Consider the following 23371-nt stretch of genomic DNA (forward strand, 5'->3'; position numbering starts at 1 on the left):
CGGTCAACCGTTGTCGATGGTGGTGCCGTCCTCCAGGCACACGTCCGTGTCCAGGTGGTTCTCCAGCAGCTCCGCGACGTGCGTCTCGGCCTGGTTCTCGGCCGCGAGCCGGAACGCCTCGGTGAGCACGTTGACCACACCCTGGGTCAGCAGCAGGGTCTCCCGGTCGAGGTCGGCCCAGGACGCTCCGGCGCCACTGCGGACCAGCTCCGGCGCGAGGGCCAGCAGTCGGGCGGTGACGGCGGCGACCAGCTCGTCGGCGACCGGCCGGAGACTGTCCAGCACCTCGCTGAGGGTCTGGAGCGCCGGCACCGTGCCGACCCGTACCCGGTTGAGGTCCAGGGCGGCGCGCAGCGGACGGGGCCGGACGGTGCGCACGGTGCCGTCGGTGGTGCGTCCGATGACACCGTGCCGGGTCAACGCGTGCGCCAGCGCGGGCCGGTCGACGGTCAGCCGTTGCAGCATCGCGGTCAGCCCGTCGGGCGCCTCGTCGCCGGCCCGCACCCCGAGCATCGCCTCGATGGAGACCAGGTTGAAGCCCTGCCGTTGCAGGGCGAGGATGGTGTCCAGCCGACGGACGTGCGAGTCGTCGTAGAGCGCGGCCCGACCACGTCGTACCGGTGGGGGCAGCAGCCGCCGGGCCTGGTGGGCGCGGATGTTGCGCGGCGACATCCCGACCTTGCGGGCGAGCTGCTCCACGCTGTACCCGGCCGGGCCGCCGGGCGTCGTCGTCACCTCGTCGATGGTCACGGTGGCCTCCGGCAGCACTCGGTGGCGAACAGGGCACCCGTCGAACCGCTGTCACGGCGGTCGGTCCGTTGCTCGCAGCGTAGGTGTCGCACCCGGCCGATAACAGGCGGGGAATTACTACTTGTTTGCACAGGCGTAATTCTCTAGAATCGCAAACCGCCGAACGTCACTGATTCCCAATTACCCGGCTTTCGCCGCAGGGCGACCTTTTCGCGGCCACATTCGATGAAATTCCCGCCGACGACACGGACCGGACCGGTCGGTGGCCCACGATGAAGCGAAACCGGCGGCCCGACATCCAGGCCGCCGGTCGCCGCCGCGGTGTCGGCCGTCGGCGGCCGCGCATCGAGGGGAGCAGGGATGTGACACCTATCGATCGAGCGGTCTTCGTGGCCGCGTACAGCCGGCTGGTCGCCGACGTCTGGGCCGACCCGGTCAAGGAGCAGGCGCTCGAACGCGACCCCCGGGGGTTCCTCGCCGGGTACGGGCTGCCACTGCCCGAGGACGTGCAGGTGCGGGTGGTCCGGGACGCCGCCGACGCCGACCCCGACCTGGAGGTGCAGGTCGAGTCGTGGGAGCGGGCGTCCACCACCGGCACCTTCGTGCTCTTCGTGCCGTCGCTGCTGCCGGTGGCCCAGGCGGAGTTGGCCGAGGACGAGCTGGACAGCGTCGTCGCCGGCCTCGACTCCAGCTGCGCCTGCTGCTGCCCGTGCTGCTGCACCTGACACCGATATCTGCCGCCGGTCGACCTGCACGGCAGATTCTGATGGCAGTCAACCGAAATCCTTGATTGCCGAACCTCGATCTTTTTAGCTTTCTGCACACAGATTTGGCCGCCCACCCAAGGCGTTCCCAGGAGAGGACCGAACGATGAGCAACGACGCACAGGAATACGGCGCGAGGTTCGTGACGAAGTATTCGGAACTGGTTACCGCCGTATGGCGCAGCGACGAGGAACTGCAACGCCTCCTCGCCGATCCGACCGCGTACGCCACCGCGGCCGGCCTGCCGGTCGAGCCCGGCGCCCGCGTCGAGGTCGACCGCGCCCAGCCCACCACGCTCTACACCAAGGACCAGATCGTCGCCGACTGGTCCGGCACGCCCGGCCTGCACGTGCTGCACGTGCCCGAGGTGCCGCTGGTCGACCTCAACGAGCTGACCGAGGCCGAGTTGGAGACGGTCGCCGGCGGCGTCGCCCCGATCGCCGACAACAACGTCAACATCATCGCCGTCCTCATCGTCTGAGTTCCCCCCACCCCCGCCGGGAGCCTCGATGACTGACACGACCGACACCATCGCGTTCCGGACCGGCACCTACCGGACGGCCACAGTGGAGCAGACCTGGGAACGGGTCGGCGGGATGCTCGACCGGTTCCGGATCACCCGGGTCGCCGACATCACCCGACTCGACGAGATCGGCCTACCGGTGCACGTCGCCTACCGGCCGGTCGGCGCCACGATGGCGGTGAGCGTCGGCACCGGCGCCACGGCGACACAGTCCCGGGTCAGCGCGGTGATGGAGAGCATCGAGTCCTGGCACGCCGAGAACCTCCGGCCGGGGACCGTCGTGCGGTCCCCGGCCGCGGCGCTCGACCTGCCGTACGACGTGCGGTGGCTGCACCTGGCGGAGCGGTCACCGCTGACCCCGGCCGTCGCGCTCGACTGGGTGGCCGGCCGTGGGCTGGTGACCGGTGCGACGTGTCTGGTGCCCCGCGCCACCATCGAACTCGACTTCACCATCCGACGGGGCTGGGACCGCGCGCTGTTCACCCCCAGCAGCAACGGCCTCGCCACCGGAAACACCCTCGCCGAGGCCAGCCTGCACGCCCTGCTGGAGGTCGTCGAACGCGACTGCATCGCCCCGTACTGCACGGCCCCGTTGACCGAGCGCGTCTACGCCGACCCGGCCACCGCCACGAACGCGATGACCCGGACCGTGCACGACGCCCTCCTCGCTGCAGGCTGCTGGGTGGAGGTCTGCGACATCACCAACGCGATCGGGGTGCCCTGCTACGCCGCCTCGATCTGGTCGCCGGACCTGCCGGTCACCTTCGGTGGCTTCGGTTGCCACCTGGACCCGCAGATCGCCGTCGGTCGGGCCATGTCGGAGGCCGCCCAGTCCCGGCTGGTGATGGTCTCCGGGGCGCGCGACGACATCGACGCCACCGCATACCACGACGTCGGCGCGCCACCGGTGCCGCCACCCACCGTCGACCGGCCCGTCCGGCCGGTCCGCCGCGACAGCCCGCCCCGCGGCGGGGTGACCGAGGTGCTGCGCGAGCTGGCCTCGCGGGTGCGGCGGATCACCGGAGTCGAGCCGTTCAGCGTCGACCTGACGCACGACGACATCGGCATTCCGGTGAGCAAGGTGTTCGCCCCCGGCCTGCGGATGTTCGACGAGCGGGCCCTGAGTACCCGACCGGGAGCGCCCCGTGACTGACGTCGTCTTCATCGGTCCGAGCCTGCCGGTCGAGGAGGTCGGCCGGTTGCTGCCCGACGCGGTGGTGCTGCCGCCGGTAGCGCACGGTGACCTGCTCCGTCTGGACGTCGGCCCCGGCGACCGGGTCCTCGTCATCGACGGCTTCTTCCTCCAGCACCCGCCGGTGCGGCACCGGGAGATCCTCGACCTGCTCGACCGTGGCGTGACGGTGGCCGGCGCGGCCAGCATGGGCGCGCTGCGCGCCGCCGAGCTGTGGCAGTTCGGGATGCGCGGCGTGGGCGAGGTGTTCCAGCTCTACCGCGACGGGGTGGTCACCGGCGACGACGAGGTGGCGGTGGTGCACGGGCCCGCCGAGGAGGGCCACCGGACGCTGAGTGAGCCGCTGGTCAACATCCGGGTCGCGCTGCGCCGGGCCGTGGCCGCCGGCGTGCTCGCCGACACCGAGGCCGTCCTCCTGCTGGACATCGCGCGGGACCTTCCCTTCCGGCGGCGGTCCTACCGCGCGCTGGAGCGCACCGCGCCGCCCGCCGCCACGGCCGTGGTGGACCGGTTCCTCGCCTGGCACCGGCGCAACCCCACGGACGCCAAGGGCGCCGACGCGCGACTGCTGCTGTCGATGGCGGCGGACAACGCGCCCGAGCTGTGCCCGACGCACGGCGGCGACCAACCGATCGACAATCTGCACACCCGCTTCCTGGACAGTTGGCGTGCCCGCTTCGCCGGTCAGTCGGCCGGCGCGCACTGGGTGAGCGACCGGGAGGCCGCCGGGGTGCTGATGCTGCTGCATCCCGACGAGCCGGCCTGGCACCGGCGCGAGGTCCTGGCCGGGGTCGCCGGCGTCGACAGCGCCGACCCGACCGTCGAGGAACGCGCCCACCAGGCCGCCCGCGAACGGGGACTCGGCGCCGCCCCGCCGGGCGGGTGGGACTGGCTGACCGACCGGGAGAGAACCCTCGACGACCGCGAGGCGCTGCTGCGGATGGTGGTGCGGGCGTTCGGCACCACACCGCACCGCAGCCTGGCGTTGTGGATGGTCGCGGCGCCGCTGCGCACGCCCGAACTGCTCGCCGCGGCGCGGCAGGTCGCGGCCACCGCCGCGGCGCTGAACGAGGCGCTGCCCCGGACCACCGGCCACCGCCGCCCGGGTGGCCGGCTGCACTTCCGCACCGAGGTCGTCGACGCCTGTTTCGCCGCCCTGTGGAGCTGCGACACCGGCGAGCTGGAGGCGGCCGCCTGGGACCGGGGATTCGTCGACCTGACGGCGTTCCGGTACGCCGCCGAACCGCTGGTGGCGTACCTCAAGACCTTCGGCGCTCCGCGGCTGCCGCAGGTGGCGACACCCCCGCTGGACATCATCCCGGCCGGCCCGCCGGCCCGGGTCGGCTGAGGAGGAGTCGATGAGCGGCACCGTCAAGGCGGCACTGATCTACCCCCCGCTGACCGATCCCACCTCGGGATACCACTCGCTGAACTACCTCGACTCGTACGCCCGCGCGCAGGGGCACCGGCCGGCGGAGATCATCGACGCCAACATCGAGGCGTTCCACCACTCGTACACCCCGTCGGCGTACGAGTGGCTGCGGCGGGAGCTGTCCCGGCTCACCACCGACGACCTCAGCGGCCCGGACGCGCTGATGGCCCGGGCGAACCTGCTCAACCTGCCCGAACCAGACCCGGAGCGGCTGCGCCGGTCGATCGGGGTGTTGCAGGACCCCACCCTGTTCTACGACTACCGGCACTACCAGGACGCCGTCGAGGGCGTCATCTCCTGGATGGACGCGCTCGGCGCGGTCGGGTTCCCCGGGCAGTTCCACGCCGGCTTCCGGCTGCACCCACCGCCGATGATCTCGATCGGCTCGGTCGCCGCGCTCACCGACGAGACGCTGCTCGGCCGGCTCAACCGACCGTTCCAGCCGTACTACGAGGACGTGCTGATCCCGCGCCTCGTCGCCGGCGGCAACCAGGTGATCGGCATCAGCGTCACCTACCAGTGGCAACTGCCGTTCGCGCTCTGGATCGCCCGACTCGTCCGGCGGGCCTGCCCGGACGCCTTCCTGATCGCCGGCGGCACCGAGATCTCCGACGTCTGGAAGTGCGCCAGCAGACCCGAGTACGTCTTCCAGGTGCTCGCCGACCTCGACGCGATAGTCGTCGGCGAGGGGGAGAGCGCGTACACCGAGATCCTGGACGCGGTGGCGGCCGGCACCCTGCCGGCCGGGCATCCCAACGTCCGCCTGCACCCGAAGTACGGTCGCCAGCGTCAGCTACCGCTGCGCTACGAGCGCCTGGCGCAGGTGCCCGTCCCGGACTTCTCCGGCCTGCCCTGGGATCTCTACCTCAGCCCGGAGCGGTTCGTCTACTACTCGCCGACGCGCGGCTGCTACTGGAACAAGTGCACGTTCTGCGACTACGGCCTGAACACCGACGGCCCCACCAGCCCCTGGCGGCAGGACACCGTGGACAACATGATCGCCGACGTCACCGAGCTGTCGAGGTTCGCCAAGTTCATCTACTTCTCGGTGGACGTGCTCGCGCCCGCCACCATCCTGCGCTTCGCCGAGCGGGTCGTCGAACAGGGGTTGGACTTCCGCTGGGGCGCGGAGATCCGGCTGGAGAAGTACTGGTCCGACGAGCGCTGCGAGCTGTTACGACGCAGCGGCTGCGTGGCGGTGTCGGTCGGCTTCGAGTCCGGCAACCAGCGCATCCTCGACCTCATCGACAAGGGCACCAAGCCCGAGCAGGTGCGGCGCACGATGACCGCGATGACCAAGGCCAACATCGGCGTACAGATGATGGGCTTCACCGGCTTTCCCACCGAGACCCGCGAGGAGGCGCTGGACAGCATCACCTTCCTGCGGGACAACCCGGACCTGTGGACCCTCGGCGGGCTCGGCGACTTCATGCTGACCCCGGGCGCCATCGTCGCCAAGGAGCCGGAGCGGTTCGGCATCACCAACGTGCGGCCCGTGGAGGGCTCCGACATCGTCCGGATGCTGAACTACGACGAGCCGGTCACCGAGGCGGCGCGGGACGAGGTCGCCAAGGCCAAGGCGAACCTCAACCCCGGGCACTTCCACCGACCGTGGCTGGGCAGCACCGACACCCCGCACACGTTCTTCTACCACGACCGCTACGGCACCGCCGTGCGCGGCGTGCTCGCCCACGACCGGGTACGCCACGACACCGACGACCAGACGCACTTCCTCGCCAACGGCACCTTCGTCGACCGCGACGACGAGCAGGTCTGGGAGGCGTACCGGCGGATCCGCTCGGACGAGCAGGACGGCGTCCCCGGCGAGCTACCGGCGGACCGGCACCTGTTCCGCCGCGCCGACGGCCTGGTCTTCGCGCTCAACCGCAGCAGCCGACTGTTCCTGGACCTCTTCCACGCGCCGCTCACCCTCGCCGAGGCCCAACGCCGGCTGTGGATCGTCGAACCGGCCGTCGCCGACCGGGTCTGGCGCACCTTCATCGGGCAGCGGCTGATCCGCCGCCACCAGCTCCCGGCCGAAGCGGGGCGATGACCCGACAGTGCCGCCGCCGCGACGACCGCGGCGGCGGCACTGTCGCCGGTGTTCCTCGCCCTACTCCCGTACCCCGATGTTCTCGATCGGTGGGGTGTCGAGCAGCCGCCGGACGGGCCACACGGTGGTTGCCAACGCCAGCAGCGCCGCGCCGCCGAGCACCGCCACCGCACCGAGCGGTGGAATGTACGGGATGGGGCTGCCGGTCAGCCCGTTGACGATCGCGCTGAGGGTCAGCGCCGCGATCACCGCGCCGATCAGCACCGCGGTGCCGAGCAGCCCGGCCTGTTCGGCCTGGACCATCGCGCGAATCTGACGGCGGGTGACCCCGACCAGTTGCAGCGACGCCAACTCACGGCGGCGGGCCAGCGCGGCCATCACCATCGTGGTGGCCGCCGCCAGCGCCGCGTACCCCACCAGCACGCCGATCAGCAGACGGTTCAGCCAGGCGCCGAGCGCCAGATCGGCGCCGACCAGGCGGGTCCGGGCCGCGGCGTCGAGCACCTCGGCGCCGGGCTGCCCGGCCGCCCAGGCGGCCAACGCGGCATCCGCCTCCGGCCGGGCGCTGACCAGGACCTCGTCGGCGGTGCCCGCGGCCGTGTGCCCGGCGACCGTCTCGGTGGCCAACGTGACGTCACCGAAGCCGAGGCCACGGCCGTAGATCGCGATGACGTCCAGGGTCACAGGGGTGCCGTCGCCCAGCCAGAGGTGCGCCTTGTCGCCGACGTCCCAGCCGGACGACGACGCCTGTGTCACGGACACGGCGACGGTACCGGCACGCAGGTCGGCCAGGTCGCCCTCGCGGACGGCGAGGTCCAGTGTCGAGCTGATCCCGGCCGGATCGACCGACTGCGCGCCGACCGGCTCGATGCCGCCGAGCATCCCCACCACCACCTGCGTACGGTGCACGGCGGTGGCGGCCCGCACCCCGGCCAACTCGCTGATCTCCCGCGCGGCGTCCACCGGCAGCCCACCCGGAGCGACGACGACCCGCTCGGCGCGGGTTCCCGCGCTGCTCTGCGTGGTGGTCTGCCGCTCCAGGTTGGTCTGGAGGAACCAGACCGAGCCGCCGAACCCCACGGACAGCACGAGGGCGGTCAGGACCGTCGCCATGCCCCGCGCGTTGGCCCGCAGATTGGCCGCGGCAAGGTAGCCGCTGACCCGCCAGATCCTCGGCAGCAACGGTGTGAGCAGACGGGCCGCGTACGCGTTGATCATCGGTGCCAGCAGTGCCACCGCGATGACGAACAGGTACAGCATGCCGACCGCGCCGGCCAGTGCCCCGGTCGACCCGGCGGCGCCGAGCGTGACCGCCCCGGAGGTGCCGGCCCCCGCCAGCGTCAGCACGCCGGCGACCAGCCGCACCCGGCCGGTACGCCGAGGCTCGACGGCGATCTCGCCGAGCGCCTCGACCGGCTTGATCCCGGTGACCCGACGTGCGGCCACCAGCGCGGCCAGCATGGCGACGAGGACCGCTGTGGCGACCGCGGCCGGCAGGGCGATCGGGCCGCCGGTCATCGGGAAGCTGGCCGGCACGAACCCCCTGTCGACCAGCTCGCCGTGCACCCAGTGGGCCGCCAGGAGGCCGGCCGGGCCGCCGAGCGCGGCGCCGACCAGGGCCAGCAGAGCGGCCTCGGCGATCAGCATGCGGCGCACCTGCCCCGGCGTGGCCGCGACCGCGCGCAGCAACGCCAGGTCACGTCGACGGTGCCGGACGGACAGCCCGATGGTGCCGGCCACCACGAAGACGATCAGCAGGACGACGTACCCGCCGAAGGCCGATCCGGCCTCCACGAGCAACGTCCGGGCGGCCTGGTTCTCCGACTGCTCCACGTCTCCCCGGTCCTGCCCCGCGTACGTCGTGGCACCGGCCGCCGACGCGATAGCGCGTACCGCCCCGATGTCGGCGTCGGGCGTCATCCGCACTCCGATCGCCGTGACCCGGCCCGGGTGGGCGGACAACCGGGCGGCCTGCGCGTCGGTGAAGAACACCTCCGCGGCGCCGGTCTCGGCGGTCCCGCTCACCCGGTACGACCGCCCGACGCCGCCGACGACCAGGTCGATGCGGTCACCGGGGACGACGCCGAGCCGGGTGTCGGCAAGCACCTCGTCGTCGGCCCGGGGCGCGACGCCCGCGGCGATGGGACGCCCGGTGAAGGAGTACGTGGCCCAGCCGTGACCGGTGGCGGCGGGGAAGCCGATCACCAGCCCGTCGTCGCCGGTGACGGCCGTGACGCCCGGCACCTGGCGGATCCGGTCCACCAGCGCCGCGTCCACGGTGCCGCCCTCGGTCAGCGTGACGGTGCTCGTGGTGGTCTCGCCGTCGAACTCCCGGGACGTGTGGCTGAGTGTGTGGTTGGCGACGACCACGTCGGCCGTCGCCCAGAGCCGTGGCTCCGGTCGGAAACGCAGCCCGGACTCGATGAGGGTGCCCAACGCCACCAGGATCAGCACGCCGACGACCAGGGCCAGCAGGGTCGCGACGACGGGGCCCGAGCGGTGCCGCAGCAGGCGGGCGGCGAAACCGGTCATCGCAGGGCCCGCCGATCCAGCGAGGCCAGGTACTCGGCGATACGGGTGGCGCCGAGCTGCGGAAGGTCGGCGACGATCGCGCCGTCGGCCAACACGAGCACGCGGTCCGCGTACGACGCGGCGACCGGGTCGTGGGTCACCATCACCACCGTCAGCCCGTGTTCGTCCACGACCGCGCGGAGCAGCGTCAGCACCTCCGCCGCGCTGCGGGAGTCGAGCGCGCCGGTGGGCTCGTCCGAGAAGATCACCTCCGGGCGGGTGGCCAGCGCCCGGGCGATCGCCACCCGCTGCTGCTGCCCGCCGGAGAGCGCCGCCGGCCGGTGGCGCAGGCGGTCGGTGAGCCCCACCCGCTCGATCACCTCGGTCAGCCAGGCCCGGTCCGGGAGGACGCCGGCCAGGCGCAGGGGCAGCACGATGTTCTCCTCGACGGTGAGCGCGCCGATCAGGTTGAACGCCTGGAACACGAACCCGATGCGGTCGCGCCGCAGCTCGGTCAGGCGGGTCTCGGACAGCCCGGACAGGTCCGTGCCGCCGATGACCACCCGACCGGTGCTGGGCCGGTCGAGACCGGCCGCCGTCTGGAGCAGCGTGCTCTTTCCGGAGCCCGAGGGCCCCATCACCGCGGTGAAGGTGCCACGCTCGAAGCCGACATCGATGCCGGCGAGCGCGGTCACCTGGTCGGGGCCGGCGTCGTACACGCGGGTGAGGTGTTCGACGCGTACCGCCGGTTGGTTGGTTTGTTCCGGATAGTCCGGCATCCTGGTGCCTCTCTCCGTGTCATCGGCAAGAACCGCGCGCACCAGAAACGCTATTGACCTGGGAGAACGGCGACCATCCCGCGGGCTGCCCGACTCGGGGTACAGCAGGCGCTACCGTCGCTCGCCGTTGAGGTAGCGCAGCACCGCGGTGACCCGCCGGTCGGTCTGGTCGTCCGGTGGAAGCCGGAGCTTCGAGAAGATGCTGCGGATGTGCTTGTGCACCGCGCCGTCGGTGACGAACAGCCGTTCGGCGATCGCGGTGTTGCCGAGCCCCTCGGCCATCAACCCCAGCACCTCGCGTTCGCGCGGTGACAGCTCGCCCAGCGCCGTGTCCGTGCGACGGTTGCGGGCGAGCAGTTGCGCCACCACCTCCGGGTCGATCACGCTGCCGCCGTCCGCGACGCGGTGCAGCGCGGTGAGGAACTCCTCGACCCGGCCCACCCGCTCCTTCAACAGGTAGCCGAGCCCGACGGCGCCGACCGAGAACAGCTCGGTGGCGAACGCCTGCTCCACGTACGCCGACAGGACCAGCACCGCGAGGCCGGGGCGCCGTCGCCGCGCCTCCACAGCGGCCACGATGCCCTCGTCGGTGTGGGTCGGCGGCATCCGCACGTCCACGATCGCGACGTCCGGCCCGTGCTCGTCCACGGCGACGAGGAACTCGCCAGGGGTCGCGGCGGTGGCCACCACGTCCAGATCCTCCGCCCGCAGCAGCAGCGCCAACCCCTCCCGCAGCAGCGGGTCGTCCTCGGCGATCACGATCCGCACGGCAGTTCCACGTCCATTCTCGTCGGCCCGCCCGATGGGCTGGTCAGTGTCATCCGGCCGTCGTACGCCTCGACCCGTCGGCGGATGCCGGTGAGCCCTGAGCCCCGAGTCTCGTCGGCGGCGCCGCGCCCGTCGTCCTCGACGCTCACCAGCAGCCGGCCGCGTTCCCGGCGTACGGCCACGTCGACCTGGCTCGCGCCGCTGTGCCGGACGACGTTGGTCAGCGCCTCGGCCACCACGAAGTACGCGGTGGCCTCGACCGAGGCCGCACACCGTACCGCCACGTCCACCTCGAGTCGGCAGGGCACCGAGCAACTGCCTGCCAGGCCCGCCAGCGCGCCGGCGAGGCCCCGGTCGTCGAGCACCGGCGGCAGGATTCCGCGCACCACCGTACGCAGCTCACCGAGCGCCTGCTCCGCGGCGTCCTGTGCCCGCCCGAGGATCTCGTCGGCGCGGTCCGGATCGCGGCGCACCGCGCGCCGTGCGGCGCCCAGCAGCACGTTCAGCGCGACCAACCGGTTCTGGGTGCCGTCGTGCAGCGACCGTTCGATCCGGCGTAGTTCGACGGCGTGCGCGTCGAGCGCCGCGGCGCGGGTGGCGGTCAGCTCGGCCACCCGCAGCGACAGGTCGACACCCGGCGGTGGGGACAGCAGCCACCGGCTCGGCCAGGCCTGAATCCGGGCCAGGACCGGACCGAACCAGATCGCGGCGGCCAGCCAGCCCACCCCGAGCAACCCGACCGCGAGCGCGTCGGGCAGGTCCTCGATGCGCCACCAGACGATCGTCGGCGCGCCGGCGTCGGCGGGGATCAGCCGGTACCAGAGCGGGAACGTGACGTCCTGCACGGCGTAGATCGGCAGCGAGAGCCCCACCAGCCCGGTGATCAGGCCGATGACGGAGTACAGCGCGACCCAGCCGAGCTCCCGGCGCACGAAGGGATCTCGCGCCGCCGTCCGCAGCCCGGCTGGCGCCGGCCCCGGGGTGGGGATCGGGTCGCCCCAGCGGGACAGCCGGGCCCGCTCGCGGTCGGCCACGAAGCGCACCGCCCGCACCGCGCCGGGCGCCGCCAGCAGCCCCACCCCGACCAGGCAGGCCACCGCGACGATCGCCGCCCAGAGCAGCGCGCCCAGCGCCAGCGTGGCGGTGCCCAGCCCGCCGACGAGGCGCTCCAGGGCCTCGACCGAGGCGCGCACCCGCCCCCGCACGTACGGCATCGACCCACCTCCCCGGCCAACATAGGCCACCACCGGCGGCGGTCGGCAACGCTCGGCGCGGAAGGTACAGCCTGCTGTACCGCGACTGTCGAGCTGAGGGGATCGTCGTCGCGGTGGCGTCTGCCTAGCGTTGACGGGGTCGAGGAACGTTCGCCGAGGGAGGCAGACATGACCGATCCGTACCGCATCACCGAGGCTCCGGCCACCGCGCCCGAGAAGCCGGGCGGTCTGCTCCGCCCGCTGCTGTGGCTGGTGCTCATCGTCACCGCGGCAGCCAACATGGTGCTGTCGGCAGCACTGGACGACCCGTGGCTCAGCTCCGCCTTCGGCCTGGTGGCGGTCCTCTGCGCGGTCGCGCTGATAGTGCACCACCGGCGTAACCGCGTGCCGGGGTCGGGAGCCGCCGGTTCCTGACGCCGGCGGCGCGACGTGCGCGAGAGCGCGGGGTCCGGGGTGCCACGACGCCCCGGACCCCTCCGATCCGCCCCGCCGGTGTCTGTTTCAGATCACCCGCACCGTTGGCCGTTCAGGGTGAACGCGGTGGGTGCCGGGTTGGTGCCGCTCCACGTGCCGTTGAAGCCGATGCTGGTGGACGCGCCGGGCGCGAGTCTGCCGTTCCAGCTCATGCTGTCCGCGGTCACGCTCGTGCCGTTCTGTTTCCAGGTGGCCGACCAGCCCTGGCTGACCTTCTGGCCGGCGGTGGGGAAGTCGAAGGCGAGTGTCCAGCCGTCGATCGCCGTGGCGCCGGTGTTCTTGATCGTCACGGTCGCGGTGAAGCCGCCCGGCCAGCTGTTAGCCGCGTAGCCGACGGCGCAGCCGCCGGTCGGTGCGGTGGGCGCGGTCCGCACCGTCAGGCCGGGCGAGGCCGCCGAGACGTTGCCCGCCGCGTCGCGGGCGGTCACCACGAAGGTGTACGACGTGTCCGGCGTCAACCCCGTGACGGTGTACGCGGTGCCGGTGGCGCTGCCCACCTTCACGGTGCCGCTGGCGTCGACCCGGTGCACGTCGTACCCGGTGACGGCGGTGTCGTCGGTGGACGGCGTCCAGGTCAGCGCGACGCTGTCGCTGGTGGTCGTGCCGGCGGCCGGTGTGCCCGGGGTGGTCGGGGCCTCGGTGTCGCCGGGCGTGGTGTCGCGCGGCAGCACCAGGTGGGTGATCGAGTTCGCCGGGAAGGTGGTGGTCAGGCCGCTGGCGGTCACCGGCTGGTCGGCCTCCCGGACGACGCGGGTGAGGTCCGCCGCGCTGTACCGGTAGACCTGGGCGGTGCTGGCCGAGGCGCCGGTGAGGGCGACCGGGCTGGTCAGATCCTCACCGGTCTTGTTGACGACGACCACGGTGAGCGCCTTGTCGGCGCTCCGCTCGGCCGCGTACACCGCGAGTTTGCCCTGGTCGGCGCTGCTTGCCCGGACGGAGGTCTCGCCGAACGCGCCGCCCGCGCCGTCGTAGTTGCGGTAGATCCGGAACGCGTTGGACACCGGCTGGTCGGCCGTCGGCGCGGTCCACAGGGCGGCCAGGTCGAGCCCTTCGCGGCCGAAGATGCCGAGGACGTCCGCCTGGGTGAGCGCGCCGTTGAGCGACCCGAAGCCGCCCCAGTTGTACTCGGTCATCGCGATCTTCGTGCCCGGGTAGTGCTGGTCCACCAGCTCGCGCAGGCGCGGAATGTAGCGGACCGGCTGGTTGATCCAGCTCTCGTCCACGTAGGTCGGGTCCCAGAGCTGGCGGGTCGAGCGCAGCCGCAGCGCCTGGGTGTTGGCGTCGCCGGCCGCGTCGCCGAGCACGCCGGACTGCTGTGGGTAGAGGTGGACGTCGAAGTAGTCGAGGATGCGGGTGCCGTGCTGCTGCTCGTACTCGCGCATCCGGTCGAGGTACCACGGGCCGAGGTCCTGGCCGCCGTGCGCGGCCTTGTCCGGGGGGTTCGACCAGCAGCCGGTGCGCGAGCAGGTGTCCTGGTCGAGGCCCGAATAGAAGATCGAGTTCAGGCCCCAGCCGACCGGACCGAGCGTCTTCGCGCCGGGGTCGGCGGCCTTGATCGCGGCGGCGTACTCGTAGGTGCGGTCGCGTAGCTCGTCGTAGCCCAGCCCGGTCGGGCGGACGTCGCGGTGGGTGGAGTGCCACAGGTCCGGTTCGTTGTCCAGGTTGTAGAACTGCACTCCGCCGTCGGCGGCGGCGCCGAACCGCGACTTGAGGTGGTTGACGAAGTCGGTGGCGTACTCCGGACCGACGGCGACGCTGGTGTCCGTCGGGTCGTTGCCGGTGACCAGCGACCCGTCCGGCTTCTTGCCGTTGCCGCAGTCCGGCGCCCATTGGTCGGTGGACTCCTGCGGGCCGTACTTGGCCACGCTGAAGCCACACGCCCGCGACCGGTCCTTGGCGATCCAGCCGAGCATCGGCATCGTCATGACCGTGGCGGCCCCGATGGCCTTGTTCTGCTGCACGAACCGGTCGCTCTCGGAGCCCGCAGGGAGGTCGTCGGGGTTCGGGTTCTCGTTGGGGATGTTCTCGAAGTACCAGTCCGCCGCGCGGTTGGTGGTGTCGGCACGGAAGTTGTAGCGGGTGGTGGCGTTGCCGCCGTAGCGGTGCACCGGCAGCCGCAGGTCGCGGGCGAGCGCCTCGTCGGCGAAGTTCATGCCGTAGATGTACGGACTGATCTGGTGCCGGGCGGCGGTGGTGTCGACGGCCAGCGCGGGACCGGGCGCGGCCAGGGCGGGCTGCGGCAGGGCCAGACCGCCGAGAGCCGTGGCGAGCACGACGGGGAGTAGAGCGGTGGTGGTTCGCACGAGCATTCCTTTCGGATAGAAGCTCGACGATGGGAGCGCTTCCACAGCGTTCCGCTTTCCGGCCGCCGCGTCAACGCCGGGCGGCGCCTCCGGCGACCCGGGACAGGAGCAGGCCACCGGCGGCGAGGGCGGTCCCGGCGGCGGCGGCGTACGCAGGGAGCTGGGCGGGGATGCCCAGGTGGACCGTGATGCCGAGGATCCGGGACAGGCCCCAAGGCAGCAGCGCGAGCTGGTCGTTCCACACCGTCAGCGCGCGTTCCAGGCCCACCGCCGAGACCACCGCGGACAGCACGCCGAGGGGCACGCCGACGGCGGTGAGGGTCAGCCCGACGGCGCTTCGACGGCGCAGGCCGTACCGGTCCCGCAGGACCACGGCGGTGACCACGAACAGCCAGCAGAACGCCGCGAAGGCGACGGTGACGTACGCCGCGCGCGGACTCGGCGCGGTCCAGAAGGCGAACCAGTAGCCGCCCGGCCCGCTCCAGGCAAGCGCCGCCAGCAGCAGCACGCTGCGCAGCAGCGCGACCCCACCGACGACGGCCCACAGGTGGAACGGCTCCCGGCGGCCGACGACCAGGCGTACGACGAGGGCGAACAGCGCCCACCCACCGAGGGTGACCAGCAGGTGCGCCGGAGCGGCGAACCAGGTCAGCACGAGGCGGCTCGCCACCAGCGCCACGGTCGGGACCAGCCACACCAACACCCGGTCCGTCCGTGTCGGGGGCGCCGGCAGGGTGGCGACCCGCCACGGCCGGAGCGCGCCGAGCAGCAACCCACGGGCGGCGGCCGCGCCGAATCCGCGCCTGCGCAGGCCGAGCAGCGCCACCAGCAGGATCGCCCCGAGCGTCGCCCGCGCCGCCCAGGCCATCGCCGGGTCCCGGTCGGCGCGGCGCGCCCCGAGGTCGGCGGCGGTGAAGTTGTACGCCGGCAGGTCCAGGTCGCCGCCGTAGCGCTGCCGGTGGACGTCGCGCGCGTGGTGGTAGGACGCGGTGGCCGCCCGCCAGTCGTGACGGGCGGCCGGTGAGCCGGTGTCCAGCCACTGCGTGTGCCGCAGCACCATGGTCCGGTACGCGCTCAGCGTCTCGAACAGGTTGACCTGGTAGTCGAGGGTCGCGGTGAAGCGCGTGCGCAGCTCGGCGTCGCGCCAGGTCGCCGGCTCGGTCGCGGTGACGAGGTCGCGCATGCGCCGGGCCAGCGCGACGGCCTCCTCGCCCTCCTCGATCGCCGCGTCGACACGGTCGCCGGTCACCGCGTAGATGCTGCCCAGCGCGGCGGAGTCACCGGTCAGGATGTCCCACTCGAAGATCCACATCATCGGCGGCGGTTCCAGCCCGAGAGCCCGCACGGACCGGTCGGCGTACGGTCCGACGTAGAGTCCCTTGCTCACCGCCTGCCGGGACAGCGCCATGGCCTGCCCGATCGCGGCGACGGTGGCCGGGTCGTCGGAGAAGGTGCGGTACGCCCAGTCCGCCGTGATCCGCGCCGGGTCGACGTCCGGGTCCCAGGCCAGGCGGCCGACGGCGTACGTGTTGAGGTCGTAGAGCTGCCAGAACCCGGCGCGCAGGTACAGCGACATCGGTCCGGCGCGCAGTGGCCCGCCGTCCTGGGTCCAGTTCCAGACGCCCTCGACGTTGGGGTTGGCGGCGAGGAAGGCGCGCAGCGCCTGGCGGTGCAGCGGGCCGAGGTCGTTGGGGAGTGAGCCGAACGCCTCGAACTCGCGCCGCGCCTGGAACTCGACGATGCGGCGGTGCCCGCCGCCCAGCAGCGTGGTGTTCAGCGGTAGGTGGCTGTAGAAGTCGCCGAGTGTGTACTTCGTGGACACGATCAGGTGCCTGTCGTCGAGCCCGCCGAGGACCTGCGCGTACGACAGCGGGTTGGTGTGCAGGTCGCCGACGGCGCCGACGCCCACCGTCCAGGTACGGAAGATGATCTCTTTCCCGGCGGGGCCGGCGGTGTCCAGCAACGCCCGCAGCATCGCCCGCACCGAGGCTTCCGTGGTGACGGCGAGCTTCGAGGAGTAGTCCCAGCCGGCGCCGGCGTACACCGCGCCGCCCTCGCCGACGCGGACCATCAGGCCGTCGACGAACGGCATGCTCTCGAACAGCTCGGCCAGACCGGCCTGGTAGACCGCCCACAATCGAGGGTCGGACGTGTCGAGACCCCCTACGGTCCGCGTCAGGTAGTCCTCCAGCGGGGGCGACACCGCGAGCATGTCGGTCAGCAGGAAGACGCGTACGCCCATCTCCTCGGCGTACCGGAAGACCGGGCCGAACGCCGCGACCATCGCCCGTGCCCGGTCCACGTGCGGGTCGCCGGGCGGGTAGACGGCGCGGCCGTCGCCGACCGACGCGAAGGTGACGTACTCCAGGAAGCCGGGTACCACGATCCCGTTGAATCCCTGGGCCACCGAGTGGTCGACGAACTGCCGGAACTGCGCGTCGAGGCGGGCCACCGCGGCGGCGTCCACCCACGGGGCGCGGGGCAGCACCGCCGGCTGGACGATGTCGGTGTTGAGGCCGTAGTCGTCGCCGGCGGCGAAGACGGCCGGGTCGGGTTCGCGCCCCACCGAGCCCGCGTCGGTCAGCCGTAGACCGAGCCGGGGGGTGATCACCCGACCCGCGTCCGCCGCCGGAAGGATCTCGGCGCCGGAGCGGATCCGGTCGGCCAGCCGGTACAGGCCGGCCGCCACGCCCGCGACGTCGCCACCCTGGACGGTCAGTTCGCTACCGCGCACGTCGAGCCGGTACGACTCGGCTGGTCCGCCGAGTGCTGCCGGTACGTCGGCCCGCAGCGTGCGTACCGTCGAGAGGTTCGGAGCCGCGCCGGTGGTCGGCGCTGTCAGCGCGGACTCGGCCGGCGCGGACGGGGTGAGCGCCGGCCGGGGCAGGCCACGGGAGGCGACCGCGTCGGCGACGGCGGTCGCGGCCTTCCTGACCCGCGGCTCGTCGGGCACGACGAGGGACGCCAACGGTGGGACCGGGGCGGGGGTCCGCGCGGGCGCGGCGACCGCGTCCTCGCGTGGCACCGCGGCGGGGCTGTGGCTCAGTCCCAGCGTGTCGCCGACTGTCCAGGCCGTGGCCGCGCCGAGCGCCACCAGGACCGCCGCGGCGATGAGCAGCGGGTACGGCCTGCGGGCCGCAACAACGTGAGCCACGCTCGCATGGTAGCGGCCGCACCGGCCGCTGTCCCTCGTCTGGGCTGGTCAGCGTGGGTGGCGATCGGCCGGTGCCTATCTACGTCAATTCGTGGTAACCCCGGCCCGACATCGGTTATCCGGCAACTCGACTCACCGCTGCGCCTTCGTTCGTGCGGAGGTCGCGCGGCACACGTAGGACCGCGAGACGATCGCGGGTGATCTGGACGGCGTCGTCGATCAGCGAGAGACGTGACCCAGTCTCCATTGCCACGCTAACGAGGCCCACGATGCCGCACAGGAGGAACCTCGCTTCGACAGTTGGGTCGGTCACTGGTGAGATGAGGTGCTTGAGCCGGGCCTCTTCGAGGTAGTCGGTGAGCCTGGCATGCCACCCGGACAAGCGGCCGCTGAAGCCCTTGTGGCCGGAGAACTGCTCGCCGAGTTTGATCGCCGCCCGAGCCAGGGGGCTGTAGAGCACGTTTGTGGTCACATGCTCGGCAACCCACAGGATCGCGTCGAGCGGGTCGTCGACGCGACGCCGGGTCCCCATGAAGACGCCCCCGGGATACGCGAGATCCATTACCGCGGACGCCAACGTCTGTTTGGTGGGGAAGTAGTAGGTGACCAGCGATTTCGAGGTGCCAGCCAGCTCTGCGATGTGTTTGATGCTCGCCTGCTCGTATCCTGCCTCGTCGAAAGCGCGAACCGCGGCCTCGAGGATCTCGGGTGCGGCGTTGTCCTCGCGATCGTCACGCAGACTTACCTCGACCGCTCGTAAAGCAGTATGCCTGGGTAAACCACTTTCGGTGATGCCCATGAGTCTTCTGATCCTCCCCGACGGAACGAAGTGCAGGGACAACTCACACGTCCAGCGACGACTTCTCGGTCGATGGACGTGGATATGAAGATCCTAGACCCTGGACGGGTGGTCAGGGCAACACCCGCCATTCCGGACGGTCGAGCGTGGAGCCCGGAGGGAGTCGGCAGGATGGGTTTACTCGATCTCCGCGCCACGTTCCGGGTTTTTCTCACCGGTCGCCAGGCCGCTACCTCAGCCGTTTCATCAGTGGCTCGTTCGGTGCGGTGCACTCAGCCGGCGCTGGACGTCCTCCCGGGGCAGAGAGAAATTGCCGTGTTCCCTGGTCGCCCGTCCAGCAAATAGCTTCCGAGCAATGCGGCAACGATGTCGCGTCTCGACGAAGGGAAGCATCAATGAGAAGGCTCATGACGACCCTGGCCGCGTTGATTGTCGCTGCGGGGGTCGCCGTCGCACCCCAGACGGCCAGTGCCGCGACCGTGGCGCCGGCCGCCAGCACCACCAAAGAGCACCGGGCGACCACCGACGTGCCGCCGATCCCGCTCGCGCCGACAGCACTCGACACCGGCGAATACGACTACTTCTGTCTGGGCGCCGATGGCAGCGGCTTCTGGCTCAGTCAGGGGGAGCCGACCACCAACTGTCACGGTAGCTACCTGTTGAAGTACATCGACGGAAATCAGGTGGGCAGCTATAACCTGGCCTACGGCGGAGGGGCCGCGCAGACGCCCCCGTGGAACACCGGATGCGTCCTGGCGCTCGCCAGCGGGGTCGCGCTTTTCATCTTCCCCCCGAGTGGAGCCACGGCGTGGGTCGTGCAGGGTGCTCTGGCTGGGGCAGGCCTTCTCGTCTCATGCGTGGTTTAGTGCGCTGACCAGAACGTGATGGTGCGGGTCAGGCTGCCACTCGTACGGCTGTCTGGCCCCACTGTCGTCGGCGTTCGGAATCGAGCGGTACGGCGGCCGCCAGATGGGACATCAGCCAGCGACGAGCGTTATCCTCTGATCGCGGCTCGCCCGGTCTGCGCCACCCATGTCCCGGCGAGGGTGACCACAAAGACGAGCGCAGCAAGCGCCCAGGCGAGCCAGGAAGGACCGTCGGGGCGTACCACGGTCCATGCAACGGCCAAGGACCCGATCAGCACCACCGACAGGGCCACCAGATAACCGACGCCTGCAACGCTGGCCGGAATGGGCAGTTGACTCCCCGTGTGCTTCGCCGCGATACGGCTGGTCAGCCCCACGCACAGGGCTGCGGCGACCAGAAAAATGCCCGCGAGTTGCTGGGACAGAAGCCCACTTGCCACGATTGTGGAGCCTGCGACCATTCCGGTTATCGCATAGAACCACCAGGGTGTGACTGCGTGGTGGTCAGTCTTATTCGACCGGGCAAACGATTCTTGTTCTTCTGCTGAGGCCCGTCCCATAACGCAAGTCAACACCTGGCCCCATGCGGTGTCAAGCGGACCGGACGGCCACCGAGTGCAGCTTCGCAAGCCACGCGACCGGCTTCCATTGTGGAGCGTCGTGGTTCTCACCGAGTTCGGAGCCGAGGCGGTTGAGCGCCGCCGCGAGATGGTGTTGCTTCACCTCCTCGGCGTCACGCGCCGACAGATTCGCGCGATCATCCAGCGTCAGCAGCCGGCCATCCGTTTACGACATCAGCTCCACAGGCCGGCGCACTCACACGTCTGACCTCTGGCCCACCGAGAGCAGGTGGCGTCAGATCTCGCCACCGCCCGGCGACGTTGCCGGCACGGCAGGGGCGGTCAGCTTGAGCCGGGGACGGTCGGCGTCCGGATGGCGCAGCTCGTCGAAGATCGTCAGCGCCTCCCGCCACGCCCGGCGCGCGCCGTCGAGGTCGCCCGCGGCCCGCAGGCTGTCGCCCAGGTTGTCCAGCACCTCCGCCTCGTCGTAGCGGTCGCCGAGTTCCCGGTGCAGCGCCAGCGCCCGCCGGTAGCAGTCCGCGGCCTCGTCGTGGTCGCCGAGGCCGTGCCGGACGTAGCCGAGGCTGTCCCAGGTCAGCGCCGCGCCGTGCCGGTCACCGGTCTCCGCGTGCAGCCGCAGGGCCTCCTGGCAGCAGCGCAGGGCCGGCTCCGGCTCGCCGAGCCGGGCGTGCATCCACCCCAGATTGTTGAGCGCCTTCGCCTGCCCGACCCGGGAACCGGTGGCCCGGTACAGGTCGAGCGCCAGCCGGGTCTGGTTCAGCGCCTCCCGCAGCCGACCCTGCCGGGCGAGCACCCAGCTCACCCCGATGTGCGTGTGCGCGCGGCCGGTGTCGTCGCCCAACTCGCGGTACAGCTCCAGGTCGCGCCGGTAGTGCCGGTGCGCCTCCTCGTGCTCGCCCGACCAGGTGCAGGCGATGGCGAGACCACGGTGCGCCAGGGCCTGACCGGCCCTGTCACCCCGGCGCAGCGCCGCCGCCAGGGCGGTCCGCTGCGCGCCGGCCAGCTCCGGCCAGTGCCCGCTGCGATCGAGGTACGTGGTGAGCGTCGCCGCCAACGTCCAGGCGTGTCGGTCCAGGCCGGTGCCCGCTGCCCGCTCCACACAGGCCAGCAGGACGTGGTGCTCGGCGGCGAACCACGCGCTCGCCCAGGCGTGCTCCGGGCGGTCGCCCACCGTCACCCCCGGCTGCGGCGGCGGCAGCGCGGCCGGCCGCGTCAGCCGGTACGGGTCGAGCAGTTGATCAGCCGCGTGCGAGCCGTGCAGGTAGTGGTCGAACAGGCGGCGCCGGGCGGCCTCCCGCTCGGCCTCGGGGTCGCTGCCGTGACACAGCTCCGAGGCGTACGCGCGCAGCAGGTCGTGCATCGCGTACCGGCCGGGAACGCGCTCGGTGAGCAGGTTCGCCCGGGTGAGGTCGGCCAGCAGCGGGGCGACCCGGGCCGGTGGCAGTCCGGCGAGGCTGGCCACCGCCGCCAGTCCGGCGTCGGGGCCCGGGTGCAGGCCGAGGAGCCGGAACAGCCGGGCCGAGTCGGCGTCCAACGCCCGGTACGACCAGGAGAAGACCGCCCGTACGTCGGTCACGGGGTCGCCGGTGGTCAGTGCGGTGAGCCGGTCCGGTTCGGTGTCGCGCAGCTCGGCGGCGAACGCCGACAGCGGCACGTCGGGCTGCCCGACGGCGCGGGCCGCGACGACGGCCAGGGCCAGCGGCAGGCCGGCGCAGCGGCGCACGATCTCGTCCAGGGCCGCCGACTCGCGCACGGCGCGCCCGCGACCGAGCCGACCGATCAGCAACTCCCGCGCCTCGGCCGGCGGCAGCAGGTCCAGCGGCACCGGGTGGGCCCCGGCGTTGACCACCAGGCCGGTGAGCCGGTGCCGACTGGTCACCACGACCAGACTGCCCGAAGACCCCGGCAGCAGGGGACGCACCTGCTCGTCGTCGCGGGCGTTGTCGAGCAGCACGAGGACCCGGCGGTCGGCGAGCAGGGTGCGGAACAGTGCGGCCTGCCCGGCCAGATCGGTGGGCATCCGCTGGGGCGGCACGTGCAGCGCCTCCAGAAAACCGCGCAGCGCCTCGCCCGGCGACACGGCCCGACCGTCAAGGTCGAACCCGCGCAGGTTGACGTAGAGCTGACCATCCGGGTACCGGTGCGCGACCCGGTGCGCCCAGTGCACCGCGAGGGTGGTCTTGCCGACCCCGGCGGTGCCGGCGATGGCGGAGATGACCACCGCCCGGCACGGACCGCCCCCGCCGCCGTCCGGGGAGGCTTCCGCGGGGTCGGCGGGGAGTAGCGCGTCCAGTTGCCGCAGCGCGGCCGTACGTCCGGTGAACCAGGCGGGGTCGCCGGGGAGCTGCGCCGGACGCGGGCCGGCGGGTGGGCCCGGCGCGGGCTCGGCCGGCGCGCGCCCCCGCAGCACCCGCAGGTGGGCATCGCTCAACTCGGGGCCGGGTTCCACGCCCAACTCCTCGACGAGGTGGCGGCGGGTCTGCGCGTAGAGCCGCAGCGCGGCGGCCTGCTGGCCGCAGCCGGCCAGGGCGAGCAGGTACCCGGCCACCAGCGGTTCCCGCAGCGGATGCTCGGCCACCAGGGGACGCAGCGCACGTGCGGTCGCGGCGAACCGGCCGAGGTCGAGTTCCACGGCGGCGAGCCGCTCGTACGCGAGCAGCCGCTGCTCGTCCAGGCCGGCGGCGGCGGAGTCGACGAAGGCGCCGGCGGCGCCGGCCAGCGCCGGACCCCGCCACAGCGCCAGGCCGTCACGCAGCAGACGCGCCGCCTCCGCCCCCCGGCCGGCCGCCTCCTCGGCGCGGGCCCGCTCGACCGCCGCGGTGAACTCGGCGAGGTCCAGCTCGCCCGCCGGTACGGTGAGCCGGTAGCCGCCGCCCTGGGTGGTGAGCAGGTGGTCAGCTCCCACCTCGCGCAGGGCCGCCCTGATCCGGGAGACGCAGACCTGAACCTGGGTCCGGGCGCTGGCCGGCGGATCGTCGGCCCAGAGCGCCGACACGAGCTGCCCGAGGGGCACCAGTCGGTCCGGGTTGAGGAGCAGGAGCGCGAGCACCGCGCGTTGCTGTGGGCGGTCGATGGGAAGGACCCGCCCTCCGGCGGTCACCTGGACGGGGCCGAGGAGGGACCACCGCATGGCTTTCCTCGTCAGTCGTGATCGGACGACCACAGTCTATGAACGGCGTGGCCCGGGTGGCCGATGACAAGCGGTCGG

At 72.2% G+C, this 23371-nt stretch carries 18 protein-coding genes; 8 read left to right on the top strand and 10 right to left on the bottom strand.

Features of this window, described 5'->3' with window-relative positions; translation table 11 throughout:
• Positions 1-3: 3 nt before the first annotated feature.
• Positions 4-750, bottom strand: a complete 747-nt coding sequence (locus O7634_RS21925) for a MerR family transcriptional regulator (protein ID WP_278151992.1) — start codon at positions 748-750, stop codon at positions 4-6.
• A 362-nt stretch (positions 751-1112) separates the two neighbouring features.
• Here O7634_RS21925 and O7634_RS21930 point away from each other — a divergent pair, with 362 nt between their 5' ends.
• From O7634_RS21930 to O7634_RS21950, 5 genes are all read left to right on the top strand, one after another.
• Positions 1113-1475, top strand: coding sequence for a hypothetical protein (locus O7634_RS21930; protein WP_278151993.1), 363 nt, complete (start codon positions 1113-1115; stop codon positions 1473-1475).
• Positions 1476-1620: 145 nt separating this feature from the next.
• A complete protein-coding gene (locus tag O7634_RS21935) occupies positions 1621-1995 on the top strand; it encodes a class IIb bacteriocin, lactobin A/cerein 7B family (protein WP_278151994.1) in 375 nt (124 codons plus the stop codon).
• A 28-nt stretch (positions 1996-2023) separates the two neighbouring features.
• The gene (locus O7634_RS21940; RefSeq protein ID WP_278151995.1) at positions 2024-3190 is read left to right on the top strand and encodes a YcaO-like family protein; all 1167 of its coding nucleotides are present in this window, start codon (positions 2024-2026) and stop codon (positions 3188-3190) included.
• On the top strand, positions 3183-4577 hold the full coding sequence (locus O7634_RS21945) for a TfuA-like protein (protein ID WP_278151996.1): 1395 nt from the start codon (positions 3183-3185) through the stop codon (positions 4575-4577). The genes O7634_RS21940 and O7634_RS21945 overlap by 8 nt, the downstream gene beginning before the upstream one ends.
• Positions 4578-4587: 10 nt before the next feature.
• The gene (locus O7634_RS21950; RefSeq protein WP_278151997.1) at positions 4588-6714 is read left to right on the top strand and encodes a radical SAM protein; all 2127 of its coding nucleotides are present in this window, start codon (positions 4588-4590) and stop codon (positions 6712-6714) included.
• A 60-nt stretch (positions 6715-6774) separates the two neighbouring features.
• Here the strand turns inward: O7634_RS21950 and O7634_RS21955 are convergent, their stop codons facing one another.
• The 4 genes from O7634_RS21955 to O7634_RS21970 all read right to left on the bottom strand — a co-directional run bounded on the left by O7634_RS21955 (position 6775) and on the right by O7634_RS21970 (position 11986).
• Positions 6775-9246, bottom strand: a complete 2472-nt coding sequence (locus O7634_RS21955) for an ABC transporter permease (RefSeq protein ID WP_278151998.1) — start codon at positions 9244-9246, stop codon at positions 6775-6777.
• Positions 9243-10004: an ABC transporter ATP-binding protein gene (locus O7634_RS21960; RefSeq protein WP_278151999.1), complete on the bottom strand. Its 762-nt coding sequence runs from the start codon at positions 10002-10004 to the stop codon at positions 9243-9245. Before O7634_RS21960 ends, O7634_RS21955 begins: the two co-directional genes overlap by 4 nt.
• A gap of 111 nt (positions 10005-10115) precedes the next feature.
• On the bottom strand, positions 10116-10772 hold the full coding sequence (locus tag O7634_RS21965) for a response regulator transcription factor (RefSeq protein WP_278152000.1): 657 nt from the start codon (positions 10770-10772) through the stop codon (positions 10116-10118).
• Positions 10760-11986, bottom strand: coding sequence for a sensor histidine kinase (locus O7634_RS21970; RefSeq protein WP_278152001.1), 1227 nt, complete (start codon positions 11984-11986; stop codon positions 10760-10762). The genes O7634_RS21965 and O7634_RS21970 overlap by 13 nt, the downstream gene beginning before the upstream one ends.
• 168 nt (positions 11987-12154) lie before the next feature.
• On the opposite strand from O7634_RS21970, the gene O7634_RS21975 reads away from it, so the two are divergent.
• Positions 12155-12400 carry a hypothetical protein gene (locus tag O7634_RS21975; protein ID WP_278152002.1) on the top strand — a complete coding sequence of 82 codons (246 nt, stop codon included), beginning with the start codon at positions 12155-12157 and terminating at the stop codon, positions 12398-12400.
• Between the two features lie 92 nt (positions 12401-12492).
• Here O7634_RS21975 and O7634_RS21980 read toward each other — a convergent pair whose 3' ends face one another.
• The 3 genes from O7634_RS21980 to O7634_RS21990 form a co-directional block, all read right to left on the bottom strand.
• Positions 12493-14763 (bottom strand): glycoside hydrolase family 44 protein, encoded by a 2271-nt coding sequence (locus O7634_RS21980; protein ID WP_278152003.1) that lies wholly within the window; start codon positions 14761-14763, stop codon positions 12493-12495.
• Positions 14764-14833: 70 nt separating this feature from the next.
• Positions 14834-17917, bottom strand: coding sequence for a hypothetical protein (locus O7634_RS21985; RefSeq protein WP_278152004.1), 3084 nt, complete (start codon positions 17915-17917; stop codon positions 14834-14836).
• A 115-nt stretch (positions 17918-18032) separates the two neighbouring features.
• A complete protein-coding gene (locus tag O7634_RS21990) occupies positions 18033-18716 on the bottom strand; it encodes a TetR/AcrR family transcriptional regulator (RefSeq protein WP_278152005.1) in 684 nt (227 codons plus the stop codon).
• A 407-nt stretch (positions 18717-19123) separates the two neighbouring features.
• Between O7634_RS21990 and O7634_RS21995 the strand changes: the two genes are divergently transcribed.
• Entirely contained in the window at positions 19124-19582 is a 459-nt protein-coding gene (locus O7634_RS21995) for a hypothetical protein (protein WP_278152006.1), read from the top strand.
• 128 nt (positions 19583-19710) lie between these two features.
• On the opposite strand, the gene O7634_RS22000 is transcribed toward O7634_RS21995, so the two are convergent.
• A complete protein-coding gene (locus tag O7634_RS22000; protein WP_278152007.1) occupies positions 19711-20022 on the bottom strand; it encodes a hypothetical protein in 312 nt (103 codons plus the stop codon).
• Positions 20023-20242: 220 nt separating this feature from the next.
• Here O7634_RS22000 and O7634_RS22005 point away from each other — a divergent pair, with 220 nt between their 5' ends.
• Positions 20243-20410: a hypothetical protein gene (locus O7634_RS22005; RefSeq protein WP_278152008.1), complete on the top strand. Its 168-nt coding sequence runs from the start codon at positions 20243-20245 to the stop codon at positions 20408-20410.
• Positions 20411-20437: 27 nt separating this feature from the next.
• Here the strand turns inward: O7634_RS22005 and O7634_RS22010 are convergent, their stop codons facing one another.
• Positions 20438-23293: a BTAD domain-containing putative transcriptional regulator gene (locus O7634_RS22010; RefSeq protein WP_278152009.1), complete on the bottom strand. Its 2856-nt coding sequence runs from the start codon at positions 23291-23293 to the stop codon at positions 20438-20440.
• Positions 23294-23371 lie beyond the last annotated feature (78 nt).

Origin of the sequence: Micromonospora sp. WMMD1120 (genome assembly GCF_029626235.1) — a bacterium.
In the GTDB taxonomy this organism is placed as follows: Bacteria; Actinomycetota; Actinomycetes; order Mycobacteriales; family Micromonosporaceae; genus Micromonospora.

Coding starts and splice junctions, on each gene's coding strand:
- O7634_RS21935 (WP_278151994.1), top strand. CDS start 1,621: ATGAGCAACGACGCACAGGAATACGGCGCGAGGTTCGTGACGAAGTAT.
- O7634_RS21940 (WP_278151995.1), top strand. CDS start 2,024: ATGACTGACACGACCGACACCATCGCGTTCCGGACCGGCACCTACCGG.
- O7634_RS21950 (WP_278151997.1), top strand. CDS start 4,588: ATGAGCGGCACCGTCAAGGCGGCACTGATCTACCCCCCGCTGACCGAT.
- O7634_RS21955 (WP_278151998.1), bottom strand. CDS start 9,246: ATGACCGGTTTCGCCGCCCGCCTGCTGCGGCACCGCTCGGGCCCCGTC.
- O7634_RS21960 (WP_278151999.1), bottom strand. CDS start 10,004: ATGCCGGACTATCCGGAACAAACCAACCAACCGGCGGTACGCGTCGAA.
- O7634_RS21970 (WP_278152001.1), bottom strand. CDS start 11,986: ATGCCGTACGTGCGGGGGCGGGTGCGCGCCTCGGTCGAGGCCCTGGAG.
- O7634_RS21975 (WP_278152002.1), top strand. CDS start 12,155: ATGACCGATCCGTACCGCATCACCGAGGCTCCGGCCACCGCGCCCGAG.
- O7634_RS21990 (WP_278152005.1), bottom strand. CDS start 18,716: ATGGGCATCACCGAAAGTGGTTTACCCAGGCATACTGCTTTACGAGCG.
- O7634_RS21995 (WP_278152006.1), top strand. CDS start 19,124: ATGACGACCCTGGCCGCGTTGATTGTCGCTGCGGGGGTCGCCGTCGCA.
- O7634_RS22010 (WP_278152009.1), bottom strand. CDS start 23,293: ATGCGGTGGTCCCTCCTCGGCCCCGTCCAGGTGACCGCCGGAGGGCGG.